This is a genomic window from Fodinibius salipaludis (assembly GCF_002287075.1).
Taxonomy (GTDB): Bacteria; Bacteroidota; Rhodothermia; order Balneolales; family Balneolaceae; genus Fodinibius; species Fodinibius salipaludis.
The window spans coordinates 38914-53655 of sequence record NZ_NSKE01000011.1; the positions used below are offsets into that span (position 1 = coordinate 38914).

Annotated in this window: 12 protein-coding genes and 1 tRNA gene; 2 read left to right on the top strand and 11 right to left on the bottom strand. The window is 43.2% G+C overall.

Features of this window, described 5'->3' with window-relative positions:
- Nucleotides 1-3: 3 nt before the first annotated feature.
- Nucleotides 4-1257 carry an OmpP1/FadL family transporter gene (locus tag CK503_RS13790; protein WP_095607414.1) on the bottom strand — a complete coding sequence of 418 codons (1254 nt, stop codon included), beginning with the start codon at nucleotides 1255-1257 and terminating at the stop codon, nucleotides 4-6.
- A gap of 228 nt (nucleotides 1258-1485) precedes the next feature.
- Here CK503_RS13790 and CK503_RS13795 point away from each other — a divergent pair, with 228 nt between their 5' ends.
- On the top strand, nucleotides 1486-2229 hold the full coding sequence (locus tag CK503_RS13795) for an SAM-dependent methyltransferase (RefSeq protein WP_095607415.1): 744 nt from the start codon (nucleotides 1486-1488) through the stop codon (nucleotides 2227-2229).
- A gap of 73 nt (nucleotides 2230-2302) precedes the next feature.
- Here the strand turns inward: CK503_RS13795 and CK503_RS13800 are convergent, their stop codons facing one another.
- From CK503_RS13800 to CK503_RS13845, 10 genes are all read right to left on the bottom strand, one after another.
- Nucleotides 2303-3925: an SGNH/GDSL hydrolase family protein gene (locus tag CK503_RS13800; protein WP_095607416.1), complete on the bottom strand. Its 1623-nt coding sequence runs from the start codon at nucleotides 3923-3925 to the stop codon at nucleotides 2303-2305.
- A gap of 12 nt (nucleotides 3926-3937) precedes the next feature.
- Complete coding sequence (locus tag CK503_RS13805; protein WP_255233434.1) at nucleotides 3938-6811, bottom strand: TonB-dependent receptor; 2874 nt, start codon at nucleotides 6809-6811, stop codon at nucleotides 3938-3940.
- A gap of 306 nt (nucleotides 6812-7117) precedes the next feature.
- On the bottom strand, nucleotides 7118-7786 hold the full coding sequence (locus CK503_RS13810) for a hypothetical protein (protein WP_255233435.1): 669 nt from the start codon (nucleotides 7784-7786) through the stop codon (nucleotides 7118-7120).
- Between the two features lie 121 nt (nucleotides 7787-7907).
- Nucleotides 7908-10100 carry a sodium-translocating pyrophosphatase gene (locus tag CK503_RS13815; protein ID WP_095607418.1) on the bottom strand — a complete coding sequence of 731 codons (2193 nt, stop codon included), beginning with the start codon at nucleotides 10098-10100 and terminating at the stop codon, nucleotides 7908-7910.
- Nucleotides 10101-10136: 36 nt separating this feature from the next.
- On the bottom strand, nucleotides 10137-10694 hold the full coding sequence (pth, locus tag CK503_RS13820; protein WP_095607419.1) for an aminoacyl-tRNA hydrolase: 558 nt from the start codon (nucleotides 10692-10694) through the stop codon (nucleotides 10137-10139).
- A 27-nt stretch (nucleotides 10695-10721) separates the two neighbouring features.
- Nucleotides 10722-11435, bottom strand: a complete 714-nt coding sequence (locus tag CK503_RS13825; RefSeq protein WP_095607420.1) for a 50S ribosomal protein L25 — start codon at nucleotides 11433-11435, stop codon at nucleotides 10722-10724.
- 17 nt (nucleotides 11436-11452) lie between these two features.
- Nucleotides 11453-12385 (bottom strand): ribose-phosphate diphosphokinase, encoded by a 933-nt coding sequence (locus CK503_RS13830; RefSeq protein ID WP_095607421.1) that lies wholly within the window; start codon nucleotides 12383-12385, stop codon nucleotides 11453-11455.
- Nucleotides 12386-12453: 68 nt separating this feature from the next.
- Nucleotides 12454-12524 (bottom strand) — tRNA-Gln (locus CK503_RS13835).
- Between the two features lie 52 nt (nucleotides 12525-12576).
- Nucleotides 12577-13770: a DUF2851 family protein gene (locus CK503_RS13840; RefSeq protein WP_095607422.1), complete on the bottom strand. Its 1194-nt coding sequence runs from the start codon at nucleotides 13768-13770 to the stop codon at nucleotides 12577-12579.
- On the bottom strand, nucleotides 13763-14056 hold the full coding sequence (locus CK503_RS13845) for a hypothetical protein (protein ID WP_095607423.1): 294 nt from the start codon (nucleotides 14054-14056) through the stop codon (nucleotides 13763-13765). Before CK503_RS13845 ends, CK503_RS13840 begins: the two co-directional genes overlap by 8 nt.
- Before the next feature lie 117 nt (nucleotides 14057-14173).
- On the opposite strand from CK503_RS13845, the gene CK503_RS13850 reads away from it, so the two are divergent.
- Nucleotides 14174-14686 (top strand): phosphoribosyltransferase family protein, encoded by a 513-nt coding sequence (locus CK503_RS13850; protein ID WP_095607424.1) that lies wholly within the window; start codon nucleotides 14174-14176, stop codon nucleotides 14684-14686.
- The last annotated feature ends 56 nt before the right edge of the window (nucleotides 14687-14742 follow it).

Here is a 14742-nt window from a genome sequence, read left to right on the forward strand (position 1 = left end):
CATTTATAAATTCAGTGTAAAGCCGAGACCGGGAAGGTTGGCGTAGGTGGTATAGACACCGTCAATGCCGCCCTCATGTGTGTTGGTCACTTTTCGCTGCTTGGCCCGGATAAAGATATATGAGGCATCAACAGCCAGGTAATCGGTAACTTGATAGCTTAATCCGCCTGAAAACAACCATCGGTCAGAATCGGGCAGTGTTGGATCTACATAACGATCGCGGATGGGGTTTTCATCATACGCAATACCGCCACGAACGGTTAAGCCCTCAACAGGAAGTTCGGTGTATTCAGCCCCAAAACGAAGCTGCCATGCATCCTTATAATTTCGTTCATTTACAATAGTGCTGCCTCCGAGTGCCGGTATCGGTTGATCAAACTCAATAGCAAGTTCGTCGTAACTTGACCAACCCCACCAGACATAGTCGAGTTCGGTGCGTAGCCCTTTAACAGGCTCCACATTTACTGCCAGTACATAGCTTGACGGTAACGTAATTTCTGCACCGCCTTGAGCCGAGGAGGGGAAACCAACGCTTAGGTTGTCAAAAGTAGCATCACCTTCAAATTCTGTAGTAACTTTACTCCGATAGGTGAACCCAAAGGTAACTTTATCGGTAGGTTCGTATTGAAGACCAGCATTAAATCCAAAGGCAGGTTCTTTGAGATCGCCGTCGAGGGCAAAGGTGCCTTCGGGAGAGAAATTTGTTACTGCGCGGCTCAGTTTAACCTTGCCGTGTGCTGCAATACGCAGGCCAGCGCCCACTCGGATATTACCGATGCCCGTATCAGAAAACTCATAACCAACCGAGGGGGTGACAAATATGGTCTCGATACTGGTTTCAATGGAGGAACCTCTGCCAACCCAATCGTCTGGCCACTTTGTACCCAGACCAAAGGGAGCATTTACCCCTATACCCGCTGTTAGGTTATCGGTTATTTGATATGAACCGTAGAAGTTCGGTACCAGGAATTCCTGCTTCTCCATTACGGTTTTCTGACCGGTGGGAGCCAACGGGGATAGGTTTCGGAAAGTAGAGCGGGGAGCAATAACGGTAGCTCCGCCAGTCACATTGATTCCTTCCAATCCACCTAAGCCGGCGGGATTGTAAAAAATAGTTGATGCGTCATCAGCATAGGCCGAAAAAGCGCCGAGCACTCCATTGGCTCGTACACTGGCCTCATAGATCGAAAATCCGCTGGCAAAAGCGGATCCTGAACACAATAAAACAAGACATATAGTAGCAAATAATCTACGCATAGATTCCAAATTTTTAATTGAGGTTAAACAATAAGTGCAAAGGTGAATTTTAGTTTATAGGATAATGCAATATAGGTGATAAAACCTTAAAAGTATGAAGGATAATGTTAACACTGTTAACTATAAATAATCAAAAGATGGGGAAATATAAAAGTATCAGTTTGCAATAAGCATACTTTTTTACTTCATTCGGGCATAAAATAATGTAAACAGCAATAAAATAGCTTTATGGATTGGTTTGAAGAGTGGTTTGACAGTCCACTTTACGAAAAACTGTACGCCGATCGAGATGAAAAAGAAGCAGAAAGGCTAATTAAATTTTTAGAGCAAACGCTTCTATTAGAGGAGTATCATTCTATCCTTGACCTCGGATGTGGCCGGGGGCGGCATTCCCATAATTTAGCAAAACGAGGTTATGAGGTGACAGGTATAGATTTGTCACCAGAGGCGATTAAAACGGCTAAAGAAAAGGCTGATGAGCAGGGATTGCAGAACGTACAGTTTGAAGTACGTGATATGCGAGAACCGCTGCCCCAAAAATTTGATGCTATTGTAAACCTGTTTACCACTTTCGGTTATTTTAAAACTGATAAGGAAAACGCATCGGTATTTGAAAGCGTCGTGAAAATGCTCAGGGATGAAGGGCTTTTTGTGCTCGATTATTTAAATGCTGAAAAGGTAAAAGAAAACTTTGTGCCTGAAGAGGAGGGAGAGTTTCAAGGAATTCGATATGAAATTAAACGCTATATCAAAAATGGAGCTATCCACAAAGATATTGCTTTTGCGGGCGATAAACTCGATAAACCGCGTGTATATTGGGAACGCGTAAAGTTGTATGGACTGGATTGGTTTGAAAAGGAGATGGATAAAAGAAACCTGGAGATTATTGATGTAAATGGGGATTACCAGGGAGGAGACTTTGATCCACAGACGAGTCCACGATTACTAATTATAAGTAGGTTATCAAAGTAATGAAATTTAAAGAGGTTATCCCGATAAGGAGATAACCTCTTTGGAAAAGTAGGATTTTTAGAAGGTATTTGGGTTACAATCCAAAGTTAACATTCTTGGCTACCGTTTTTTGCTGCTGTTGACTTACGCAGTTCCCCGCACATACTTGAACGCTGGGTAGGTTGAGAACATCCACTTCTGGAATATTGGCTCCAAATGCATCCTCAATAACGCGGATGAATTCATTTGCCAGTATGGCATTTCCTCTCGGATTGGGATGGATGCCATCCGTGGAAAATACGCCATTGGGACTAAAATCCGGTTGTAGCAGCTGACCGTCAATTCTGATACCCAAGTCCTCTTCATTAAACTGACCGCTTTCATATCCAAAAAGATCGGTAAAGGCACTGCCGGAAGCTTGCGTATCATAAAGGGCCAGCCGATCGCTACTGTTAACGGCAGTTTGAATAATTTCGTTAAACTGTGCAATTCTAATCAGGATTTCAGTGATTTCGCTTGGAATCAGTGAATATTGATCGGTCAATGGGATAACTATACCTAATACAGATTGTTGGTTATTGGGATCAGCCAATGTGCCAATAACAGATCCGGCGGTAAATGTTAAAAGGTCACTATCAGTAGCCGGTCGAGCAATACAGTATGGATCAATATTCGGATTGTAGTTGCATAAGTCCGTTAATGTTTCGTCGTTAATTAACACAGGATTGTCACCATCTGCATAGCTAACTTTTCGCTTTTCAGCTTCTGATTCGGTAATTACATCCTGACTTGCAAATTGATCCAGTGCCTGATTGTATTGAGAAAAGTTTTCATTCAGACTATTAACAGTTGCCTGATCTTCAGGATCGGAGGTATCAAAAGAAATTACATTCCAATTTACCGCTTGGAAATAGGGCACGGCCAGCAGATTCGGAATATTGACTACCACACCATTCGCACTGGTATTTATCATCAGCTGATTGATAACATTGTTGTATTGGCTATTAAAATCACTGCGGGAGGTCAATAAACCCGGATTTGAAGCGCCCGAAATAGCATAGCCCAAAACATCATTATTTCCAATCCACAGGGTAAAAAAGGAGGGTTGCGTAGCAATAGCATCACCTAATATCCTGGAAGATCCAGGGGCTGATGCAAATCGCTGATAGAAAGGATTAAATGCAGGATCGGACTGTGGTCCGCCGGTAGCAGGTGTTAATAATTGTCCGACCAGAATACCCGGTACGCCAAAGTTATTAAGTTCGGCTGTGTTTCCATTATAGGGGGTAATTTCTTCACCGCCCAATGTGGGCGACGGACCGGGAATGCTGGTGTCCAGTTTGTAGCGACCTAAAATGGGTCCACCTTCGGGCTGATTAACAGAAGTGTTAAAACCTAACTCAGAATTTATATCCGGCTGATTGAAGTTCTCAGAAGCACCCGCATATTGCATCTGACCGTGAATGAGGGCTGCCAGTGAGTATTGCTGTCCCATGTTGTAAAGCGCCCCATCCATAAATCCTGCGGTCAGAGAATTGCCAATTGCCACATAATTGCTGAAATCGGCACTTCCGGAGCTACCTTCAGGTGTTGACTCCTCGGGCACAGGATTTTCATCTACTTGGTCGGAGACGAGGGAGTCATAACTGTCTTCACACGAAAATAGAAAGATGACTGCAAATAATAGTACAAATGTTGTTTTTGAGAATAATTTCATGGTGTTGGTAGTTTAATTCATGAATTGGTCGAAGGTGAAGGAAATCATATAAATAGCTCCAAGCTGGGGATTCCCAAACGAGGTGGTGTGATGACTGTTTAGAATGTTACTTCCACTCAGCTTAATAGAGGTATTGAGGTCGGGCAGTCGGTAACTTACTTGTGCATCAAGCGACCCGTAAGCATCAATGACGCCTTTCCCGAATGAAGACTCCCACAAGAAAGCATCCTGCCAGCGGTATACAACATTAAAACCAATAGCCGGAGTTACTTTTCGGTTCTCAAATTTAAGGTTATAGCGCCATTCAGGGGTATTGTATTCAGCACGGAAGCCCTGATCAATGAGATCTTGCTGAGAGATAAGTTCATTCCATGCTACATTACCTCCGATGGTGTATCCTCTCCCGATCACATATTTTGCATCAAAAGCGAAACCCTGGGCTTCTACTTTACCATCGGCATTAACGTCTACGCCATATGTCTGGAGCCGACCGCCGGGGACATTATCATTGATGATAGCATCCTTGCCGGACTCAGAGGTTGGATCAAAACCTGACACGGGAGAATAGCCGTCGCGGGTGTTGGTGTCGGTAAGATCAACCGCCTGAGTAAAGAGAATCTCAGCGATAAAATCTTCATAAGCGCTATAATAGTAATAGGCATCCACCGTAAGACGTTCTCCGATGAGTGCCTTGTACCCAATTTCGTAAGAATTAACTTTTTCGGTTTCGAACTCATCAAACTCAACCGGCGTTAAAAGATCACGCGCTGCCTGCATATTGCCTTCAGCGGCCTCGGCGCGTGCAGCCTGCAGATTTTCAACTCGGTACACGGGATTTGAGCTGAAGTTATACCGTTCCTTCAATATAGGGTTGCTGCCAATCAGACGATTGCTGACGACATCCAGATCGATAAATTGTGTTTGAGTATTGGGAATACGGAACCCTTGCTGGTATGAAGCCCGAATATTGTGATTTTCAGCAACAGTATATACTGCTGAGAAGCGGGGACTAAACTGCCCGTCAAAGTATTCGTTTTTATCGTATCGCAGCGAAGCCTGTAGATCTAAGTCTTCATTAAACAGAGATTTTGAGGCCTGAAGATAGGTTCCGAATTCATCAATATTGAATTCTTCTCCGTTGTCTTTCAGAGCAAAGAGGGTTCCGCCCGATTTTAGGTCATAACGACGGACGTTACCGCCTACGATAAGTTCCACAAGGGATGGATCTATAATTTCAGAGAAGTTATACTTTGTTTCAGCGTGCCAGAGTCCCGTTTGGTCAGTGAATAGTGCTCCTCCTTCCGAAATTGGAGTACTTCGTAATCTGCTTGCAATGTTCTCGTAAGCCTGCGTACCGGGTTGGGGTTGCACCGCATTGCCCACCGCTCGTGCCTGAGCATGTGCTTCGTCGATGGTAGCTCCTTGTGTCCGGGCATTACCAAAAGCATTTACATATGCAGGGACAAATGTCTCTGCATTAATAAGAGATGCCAGTGTATTAGCTGCATAGGTGTCACCGGCATCTTCTTGCGTAGTGTAGGCACGTAAAAAGAAATTGGGATTATTTAACTCAACTTTTGCAGTCCAGATATTAAAATCATCGAGTACAAAGCGGTCATTAGCAGTATAAACAGAACTTCCGCTCCCCCAGTTAAATTGCCCCAGTAATTCATAATTGTCTGTTATACGGTAGTGCAGGGCAGTTCCCAGTTTTAGGCTTTCGGAGGTGTTATCCACCACTGAAGCTTCCGGATAGCCGGTAGGGGTAAAGTTTCCGGCCTCACCATCGGGAAATAAACTTCTGATAGCCTCAACTTGTTGATTGCCTCCGGCTATGGCCCGATCGGCAAGTTCGCCGAGATTCAGTAACGGTTGTCCATATACGTTGACCCCGTTATATACGCGATTTCCGTTGCGCGACGTGGCCCCTCGTTCTACTACTCCATATGACCTCGGTCCCATATCGCGGGTATCTTGGGCAACGAAATCAGTTGCCCGCAGATAGGAAAAGTTAAACTTATAACCGAATTTGTCATTAATAGTATTTGCATATCGGAGTCCATAGTCTTGGTAAAGTGCGGGATCATCTTCAACATTGGAATCGAAATGATTGGCACCAACTTTTGCCTGTACCGAAAGCCCGGGATATTTAAAGGGACTTTTACTCTGCATTAAAAGAATACCGTTTAGTGCATTGGGGCCATAGAGTGCTGAGGCAACGCCTGGGATTAGTTCAGCGCTTTCCAGGTCCAGTTCCGGAATACCTACAACGTTACCTACGGGGAAGTTCAAGCCCGGAGCCTGATTGTCAATTCCATCAATGAGCTGTACAAAGCGGGTGTTTCCATTTGCGTTAAAACCACGTGTGTTAATTGAATGGAACGTGATGCTTTGTGTACTAAAGTCCACACCTTTTAGATTAGCCAGCGACTCATAAAAGCTTGGTGATGCTGCCTGTTGTATACTTATGGCATCTATTTTTTCGATAGAGACCGGAGATTCCAAAATATTCTCTTCAACTCGTGAAGCAGAGACAACAACCTCGTCTCCTACAATAGCTGCTTCCGAGAGCTCTACCGTTAAATCAGTCACTGTATTTTCAGTGATTTCAACTTCTTGGGTTCTAAACCCAACCATAGTAAAAACAAGGGTTAGGGGAGGCGCTTGTTGCGTATTCAGAGAAAACTCACCATTTGTTCCGGTGGATGTCCCTATAACTTTACCTTTAACGCTTACATTTACCCCTCCGAGTGGTGAGCCGTCTTCAGCATCTACCACACTGCCCGATATCTGAGTTTGGGAGTAAGCATGGTTACTTATGAACAAGATGAAGGAAAAGACCATCACCAATATCACCGATAACTTTTTGAATATTACTCTATTCATATAGATATAATTTTAATGAAGATTTGAAATAAAAAGGAAAGGATATAGCGATATTAGCCGCATTGCGACTGGATGGCTATTGATAATTATACTAAATAAATTCCGATCCCTACTACATAGTTGTTCGATTAGTATAGATATTAAAAAAAAGAATACTAATCTCTCTTTATTTTAAATATATGTATTGTATCCCTGTAATACTTAAGAATATTAAGTATCAAATAACGAAAAGCGGAGGTATTTTAAAAATTATAGGGAATAGCATAAGTGGATGGGCAAAAAATTAATATAAAATGGACTTATTTTTTAAATCTCAGTTTCAGAGAAAACCTCTTCAGCTCCGTGGGGTGGATTATCCAGCGTCCAGGTCTCGAAATAGAAATGTCGTTCAGAACGCATACGCTTATTATTAATGCTGAAAAACCGGAATTCTTTATCCACCAAAGGTTTGAAAGCTTCGAAAAGACGTGGATAAATATTTTCCTCAGAAAATAGATGGAGGTCAAAACCGTGGTGAGCAGGTTCTTTATATAAAAGATAAGCTCCTGATTCAATTACTGATCTTATCTCATCTTTTTTATGTCCCACTTTTGATTCCTCATCAATAGTCAGCGTGGCTAAATCTATTTCTGGCAATCGATCATTATCTGAAATGATCAAAGCTTCCCCAATTTGAATATTTGTCAATCCATTTGTTAGGGAATTAAATGAATCATTAGTTGTAGCGGTAAACTGATAATTTTTGAAGACCAAATTGAGGTTCTCAAGAATAGCTTTACTTTTATCAAGTACGTTGATTCCAAATTTCTCATCCTTAAGAAGAGTACCGGTAATATAAAACTTGGAAAAGGTAGGGTCGGGCTGCATAAAATCATCGAGTGTAGCCTCAACTTCTTCTTTGGTTTTATTTGCGTTACGCTTGGCAAGCTTGTCCAGCCGGAGGTCGTGATTGAAAAACAGCTTAAAGATATCCATAGAAGTTATACGGATTTGGTATTTCTGAGAAATTGAATATACGGAATAGGAGAGAGGCATTAAATAAAAAAGCCCCATCCCGAGAAGTCGGAACAGGGCTTGGAATCTTAACTATCTTAACTTAGATCATTGTTGCAATTACAAGAGCAACAACCGACATAAGCTTAATTAGAATGTTGAGCGAGGGACCTGAGGTATCCTTGAACGGATCGCCTACCGTATCACCAACAACAGAAGCTTTGTGAGCTTCGGAGCCTTTTTCAAGCATTTCTCCGTTATACTCAAAACCTTCTTCAATCATTTTCTTGGCATTATCCCATGCACCGCCGGCATTGGATTGGAAAAGAGCCATCAACACACCAGAAGCGGTAACACCGGCAAGCAGTCCGCCGAGCATTTCGGCTCCGCCAAGGAATCCGAAAGCAACAGGTACTACTACTGCAAGAACGCCCGGAGCAACCATCTCACGGAGTGAAGCCGTAGTCGAGATTGCAACACATTTTTCGTACTCGGCTTTTCCAATAGCTGTTTCAAATGTATCCTGATCTTCTTCGGACCAGTTTTCGAGCTTGGTACCTTCATTTCGGCTCATGGCATCGAGTCCGGCGCGCAACTCAGGGATATCGTTGAACTGACGTCGAACCTCTTCAATCATAGACATTGCAGCACGTCCTACCGCTTTCATGGAAAGTGCGGAAAACAGGAAGGGCAACATGGCACCGATAAAGAGAGCGGCCATCACATATGGATTGGTAACGCTTATGGAAACACTTGCGCCTGGATTTACAGCTTCATAAGAAGTGATAAATGCGGCGAAGAGTGCAAGGGCTGTCAATGCAGCAGATCCAATAGCAAATCCTTTTCCGATGGCTGCCGTGGTGTTACCAACAGCATCCAGCTTATCCGTGCGTTCACGTACTTCATCGGGTAGTTCTGACATTTCAGCAATACCGCCTGCATTATCAGAGATGGGGCCGTAAGCATCTACGGCTAACTGAATTCCAGTATTTGAAAGCATTCCGACAGCGGCAATAGCAATTCCGTAAAGGCCGGCAAGGTGGAAAGCTCCAATAATGGCAGTAGCAATAATTACGATGGGTATAGCAGTAGAGATCATTCCCACGCCTACACCGGCAATAATATTGGTAGCAGCTCCGGTTGATGATTGTTCTACAATGCCGGTAACAGGGCCTGTACCAGTTCCGGTGTAATGCTCAGTAATCAGGCCAATTAACAGTCCGGCAGCCAGACCAAAGATCGTTGCCCAGAATACGCCGCTTGGGGTATATTCAATACCGTTGAATGTCCAGGTTCCAGGTAGCATCCAGTGAATTAACAGGTAGGAAGCAACCAGCATAACAGTGGCAGAAACAAATTCACCGATGTTAAGGGCTGTCTGTGGATCTCCACCTTCTTTAACTCGTACAAAAAATGTTCCGAGGATAGAGGTTAAAATCCCGACTCCTGCTAAGACCAAAGGAAGGAGAACTGCATTTAAGCCGTTAAATTCATTGGCTACAGTAAATCCGTCAAGTCCGATGAAGGCTGCACCCAGTACCATGGCACCAATAATAGATCCTACATATGATTCAAAAAGATCGGCTCCCATTCCGGCAACATCACCTACGTTGTCTCCAACATTATCGGCAATAGTAGCGGGATTTAGGGGATGATCTTCGGGAATGCCTGCTTCAACTTTTCCTACAAGGTCAGCACCAACATCGGCTGCCTTGGTATAAATGCCGCCGCCTACACGAGCAAAAAGGGCAATTGAAGATGCTCCAAAAGAGAATCCGGTAACGATGGCTAATACTTTCTTAACATTTTCAGCAGTTTCAAGCCCAAAATGATCACCAAAGAGAATAAAGAGAACGCTAAGTCCTAATACCCCCAAACCTACAACGCCAAGACCCATTACGGAGCCGCCGGCGAAAGCTATATTTAATCCTTCGCCAAGGCTGCTTCTGGCAGCATGGGTAGTACGAACATTTGCTTTGGTAGCAACACGCATGCCAATAAAACCAGCTAAGCCAGAGCAAAAGGCTCCCAATATAAAGGAGATAGAAACCATCCAACTGGAAAGTTGAGGGTCTGCGCTCCACGCGAGAATAATAGCAACGACAACTACAAAAATTGACAGTACTTTATATTCAGCTTTTAGAAAAGCCATCGCCCCACGTTGTATGTGTGAGCTGATGGTCGCCATTTTTTTCGTGCCGGTGTCTTGTTTATTAACCCAAGACGATTTAAAGAAGGTATACAGTAGCGCAAGTATACCACTAACCGGTATTAAGTAGGTTATTAAGGTATTCATGTCAGCTTTAGTTTATTAGGATAAGTTAGTAGTTGATTAGTTAAACTTGTTCATTGTCTGATCGATGCCCTCTCTGACAAAACAGAGAGCAGCATCTACCGCATTGTCCAAGGTTGATTCAATAGTCGTACGCTCATCATCAGAAAAGGAGGAAAGTACATGCTGTACTTGTTGTCCTCTTGGAAAGTCATTTCCAATACCGATACGTAATCGGGGAAAAGAGTTCGTCCCTAATTTATTGATAATATCTTTAATGCCGTTATGTCCGCCTGCACTTCCTCCCGGACGCAAACGAAGAGTTCCTATATCTAAATCGAGATCATCATAGCAAACCAGGCAGTTGCCAACATCTTCTTTATACCAACTTACCGCCTGTTGTATTGCATCACCACTGTTGTTCATATAGGTAGTGGGCTTTATCAGGTAAATCGAATGGCCTGCATGATTTCCTTTTCCCACATGAAAAGGGCCTTTCCCAGGCCCCATTCGTGCTGACAACGATGTTGCCAGCTTATCGATAAATTCAAAACCAATGTTATGACGGGTACCAGCGTACTTACTTCCGGGATTTCCCAGACCTATAATTAACGGCATAAAGCAATTACGCTGGTTTTGTCAATGCTATTGTTCGGTTTCTTCTTCGTCGCCTTCGGTTTCTTCGCCCTCTTCGGCTTCTTCACCTTCTGCAAGCTCTTCTCCTTCTTCGAGTGCTTCTTCGCCTTCTTCAAGCTCTTCTTCTGGTTCTTCGGTAATAAGTGAAGAAGTAAGCAGCGCTTCGGATTTTGGAGGACGGATGGTTACCAGTGTTTGTGCCAGATCGTCGAGCGGAATAATTCCTTCAAGCTCGAGGTCACGGACATGCAAAGAATCACCAATTTCCAAATTACTAACATCAACAGTATAAGCCCCGGGAATAAGATCGGGTTTAACGCGGATGCGCAAGATGTGCATTGGCTGGAAAATACGACCACCGCCTTCAGTAACACCAACAGGAGTGCCTTCCAGCCTGATGGGTACACTCAACGTTACTTTACGGTCTTCGGCCATTACATAAAAGTCGGCATGGACGGGACGGTCTGTCAACGGATGGAATTCGACCTCTTTAAGAAGAGTGTTATACTCCTCACCGTCAACAGTGATATTTAGTATCTGACGCTTGCTTTCGCTCAGTACTTTTTCGAATTCCAGTTCATCAATTGAAAAATGTACATTTTCTTCAACCATGGGACCATACAAAACACACGGCACGCGCATAGCATCCCGGAGGGCATCAGCGGCTTTACGTCCTGTTTCTCGTTTTTTTCCTTCTAAGTCTACTACTTCTGGAGTAATCATAATCCTAAAACGTTAATTTAATCGTCAAAAAGTGCACTTATTGTATCGTTGGTGTGGATACGCTGTATCGCTTCAGCAAAAATACCCGCCACGCTCAAAACTTTAATCTTACTCGAAGGTTTACGCAGCGGTACCGTATCGGTAACCAACAGCTGATCAATAGGTGAATCTTCAATTCGTTGGTACGCAGGGCCCGATAAAATCGGATGCGTACATGTTGCTATAATGTTAAGTGCTCCGCGATCTTTCAGTGCGGAAGCGGCATTTGTTAATGTGCCTGCCGTATCAATAAGATCATCAACGATCAGCACATTTTTGTTTTCAACTTCACCGACAATGTTCATTACTTCGGCTACATTTTGTTTGGGCCTTCTTTTATCAATAAAAGCAAGCCGTGCTCCCAGACGTTTGGCATATGCTCGAGCCATTTTCAGGCTTCCCACATCGGGAGCAACAACGACCAAATTTTCAATCGGATGGTCGCTAAAATAATCAATAAATAACCGGCTGGCGTATAAATGGTCAACCGGGATATCAAAAAATCCCTGAATTTGTGCTGCATGCAGATCCATAGTCAAAATACGATCAGCGCCGGCCTCAGTAAGTAAATTCGCCATCAGTTTAGAGGCGATAGAAACACGTGGCTGATCTTTACGATCTTGACGGGCATACCCAAAATAGGGAATTACAGCTGTTACTCGCTTTGCCGAAGCCCGTTTTGCAGCGTCCAGTAATAATAATAACTCCATGATGTTGTTGCCCGGCGGCGGGGTGGATTGTACCACAAAAATATCTTCGCCGCGAATACTCTGCTCGTACTTTACGTAGAGCTCACCATCAGAAAACGGCTTGATGGTAACTTCACCTAAATCAGTACCGTACTTTTCAGCAATAGCTCTTGAAAGAGCAAGATTGCTGCGTCCGGCAAATATGGCTAAGGGCGTATCCAACGAAGCGAGTTTTCAGGAAGTTATAAAAAATAGAAAAGGATGGCTGTGAAGTCATCCTTTAGAATTTGTTGCCCGGGGAGGACTCGAACCCCCACTGACGGTACCAAAAACCGCTGTCCTGCCATTAGACGACCGGGCAATTTCATGCCTTTTTCAACAGATGCAGATGATATGAATTTACACGTTCTGAATCAAGAAGAAATTACACTTTTAAAAACTTTACAATCCTGACAATTACGAGGACGGCAATAGGATCGTAGCTGATAGATAGATCCCAGCTTCTTTTTGTACAGGGAGGAAGGAATACCGGTATTTTCAAAAAGTTTAAGTAACGAGGAGGGGATTTGAGCCTCGTGCTTTTGCCAAAGTGACCAGCAATGATTCTTGAGCGGTTCTCTGAAAAACAGATTTCCTAAGAAATACATTGCAGGCAGAAATACCGTTCCGAACAGAATGGATGCTCGCTCTTGGCCGATACCGGGTTTTGTTCGTATATCATTGAGCAACTTTTTCCACACCTCCCGGGGATTATCGCGCAACCATTGTTCAAAGGGGCGTTGGTGAATGTGCCATAAGAGTTCTGCACTTTGTTGAATACGAAGTCGCGGGTGGTTGCCCGGCCGGCATCCTTTATGGTTCCAGTTGATGGATTCCCGGGCGGTATCATTGTGATCAGTATTAATGCCCGAAAGTTTTAAAGCGCGAATGCGAACAGCATTTTTTGAAAGGGTATCAATATCATTTTGATATAGAAGATTGCATAGCTTGCGCATATGATGTCGGTTGTGAGATATACCGAGACCGTCAAAGAGGCCGAGGGTAAGCATTTTTACCCATGCCTTTGATGGAGGCAGGGAAGCATCATAAAAAGCCAGCAGGTCATCTACCTTTTGTTCAAAATATTCTTTATGGGCTTTTTGTAACTGTTGGGCAAAGGCCTCATCTGATATGAAAGAAAGCTGACCTGCACAGGGTAATTCGGGTTTACTTTGATACTGTTCCAGGAAAGATTGCAATGGTTGGGAAAGATGCGGAGCTAAACAAAGAGTGGGAATTTCTGTTTCATCACTTCGGTGGCTGTGGTTTTCGGTAGCATTAAAAACGACGTGCAGAATGACGTTATCATAATTGGGATCGGCGTGGTGGTCGTGAGCCCGCCAGTCGGATAGCGACCAGTGCAATTCAACATTTCCAAACCAGCGCAGGTTGTCGATGGTAATTTCTGCAGACAAAAAGTCGGGCCCGTCGGATTTATTTATCCGTCCTGTATCATGGATCCGGACCTTTTGACCATCAATCGTTTCGAGATTACGAAAATTGAAGCCCCGGTTTTCCCAGATCCAGTGAAGAAGTTTCTCGTGGTATGGAGAGACTGACTCACTCATTCAAAATAGGGCTATTACTTAATGGAATAGTCGCCGTAGCTTCGTAGGGATCGGGTATATTTTGTCGGATACCTTGGTGAATATTTTTTCGAAGCTTATCAATTTCTTGTGAACTTTTTCGTTTACCTATATAGCGATGTATTTTAGCCCACCTGTTTAATTCTGACACATGTTTCGACACCCAGACCCTGTTTTGTTTTCCCTTTTTAGGAGATAATAGGAAGCCGGCAGCCAGCCCTCCTAAAAAAGAGGTGGTCAATAATAGAAGGTTTGTTTTACGGCCCATGATAAAACTCTCTTTCTCTTTTCAAAGTTATTTTGTTTTCATTATTAATAATGTACAAAGCTGTTTGTTTATTATAAATTATTTGCACCAGTTTATTTCTAATAAAGAGTAAAATAAATGAGTTCTGGATCAGAATTAGTATTGATGAACAGGGAAAGAATTTTACGATCCCTGAATCGCATGGCACACGAAATTGCAGAGCACAATGTGAATGACGCTTCCATTGATCTTTTTGGTATTAATGACCGGGGATATGCAGTCGCTGACGCTCTGGAAAATCTGTTAACTCCCATATGTAATGATGAAGTACAATTATTTCAGCTTCCGTTGAAAGAAAAAAAACCGCAGGATGCTTTGGAAGATATTAAATTACGGGATAACCACTATCCTGTTATTGTGGATGATGTCATTTTCTCGGGTAAGACGATGTTTGAAGCGCTGAAAATTATTTCAAGCTATATTAACCCTTTAGAGATACACACTGCAGTATTAATTGATCGTGGACATCGGAAGTTCCCTATTAAAGCTGAATTCTATGGGATGGAACTGCCTACCAAATTAGACGAGCATGTTTCAGTAGTTGTAGAAGAGCAACAGTTGGAAAATGTTAAATTGACAAAATATGCATAATATGGCTTTTATAGGGGTAAAAATGTCACTATATTTAGTGTAGTATAAGTTAAACA

Excerpts from the sequence above, each read along its gene's own strand:
- CK503_RS13805 (WP_255233434.1), bottom strand. The coding sequence starts at position 6,811 with ATGAATAGAGTAATATTCAAAAAGTTATCGGTGATATTGGTGATGGTC.
- CK503_RS13845 (WP_095607423.1), bottom strand. The coding sequence starts at position 14,056 with ATGGGCCGTAAAACAAACCTTCTATTATTGACCACCTCTTTTTTAGGA.
- CK503_RS13840 (WP_095607422.1), bottom strand. The coding sequence starts at position 13,770 with ATGAGTGAGTCAGTCTCTCCATACCACGAGAAACTTCTTCACTGGATC.
- CK503_RS13815 (WP_095607418.1), bottom strand. The coding sequence starts at position 10,100 with ATGAATACCTTAATAACCTACTTAATACCGGTTAGTGGTATACTTGCG.
- CK503_RS13850 (WP_095607424.1), top strand. The coding sequence starts at position 14,174 with ATGAGTTCTGGATCAGAATTAGTATTGATGAACAGGGAAAGAATTTTA.
- pth (WP_095607419.1), bottom strand. The coding sequence starts at position 10,694 with ATGCCGTTAATTATAGGTCTGGGAAATCCCGGAAGTAAGTACGCTGGT.
- CK503_RS13800 (WP_095607416.1), bottom strand. The coding sequence starts at position 3,925 with ATGAAATTATTCTCAAAAACAACATTTGTACTATTATTTGCAGTCATC.
- CK503_RS13795 (WP_095607415.1), top strand. The coding sequence starts at position 1,486 with ATGGATTGGTTTGAAGAGTGGTTTGACAGTCCACTTTACGAAAAACTG.
- CK503_RS13810 (WP_255233435.1), bottom strand. The coding sequence starts at position 7,786 with ATGGATATCTTTAAGCTGTTTTTCAATCACGACCTCCGGCTGGACAAG.
- CK503_RS13790 (WP_095607414.1), bottom strand. The coding sequence starts at position 1,257 with ATGCGTAGATTATTTGCTACTATATGTCTTGTTTTATTGTGTTCAGGA.
- CK503_RS13825 (WP_095607420.1), bottom strand. The coding sequence starts at position 11,435 with ATGATTACTCCAGAAGTAGTAGACTTAGAAGGAAAAAAACGAGAAACA.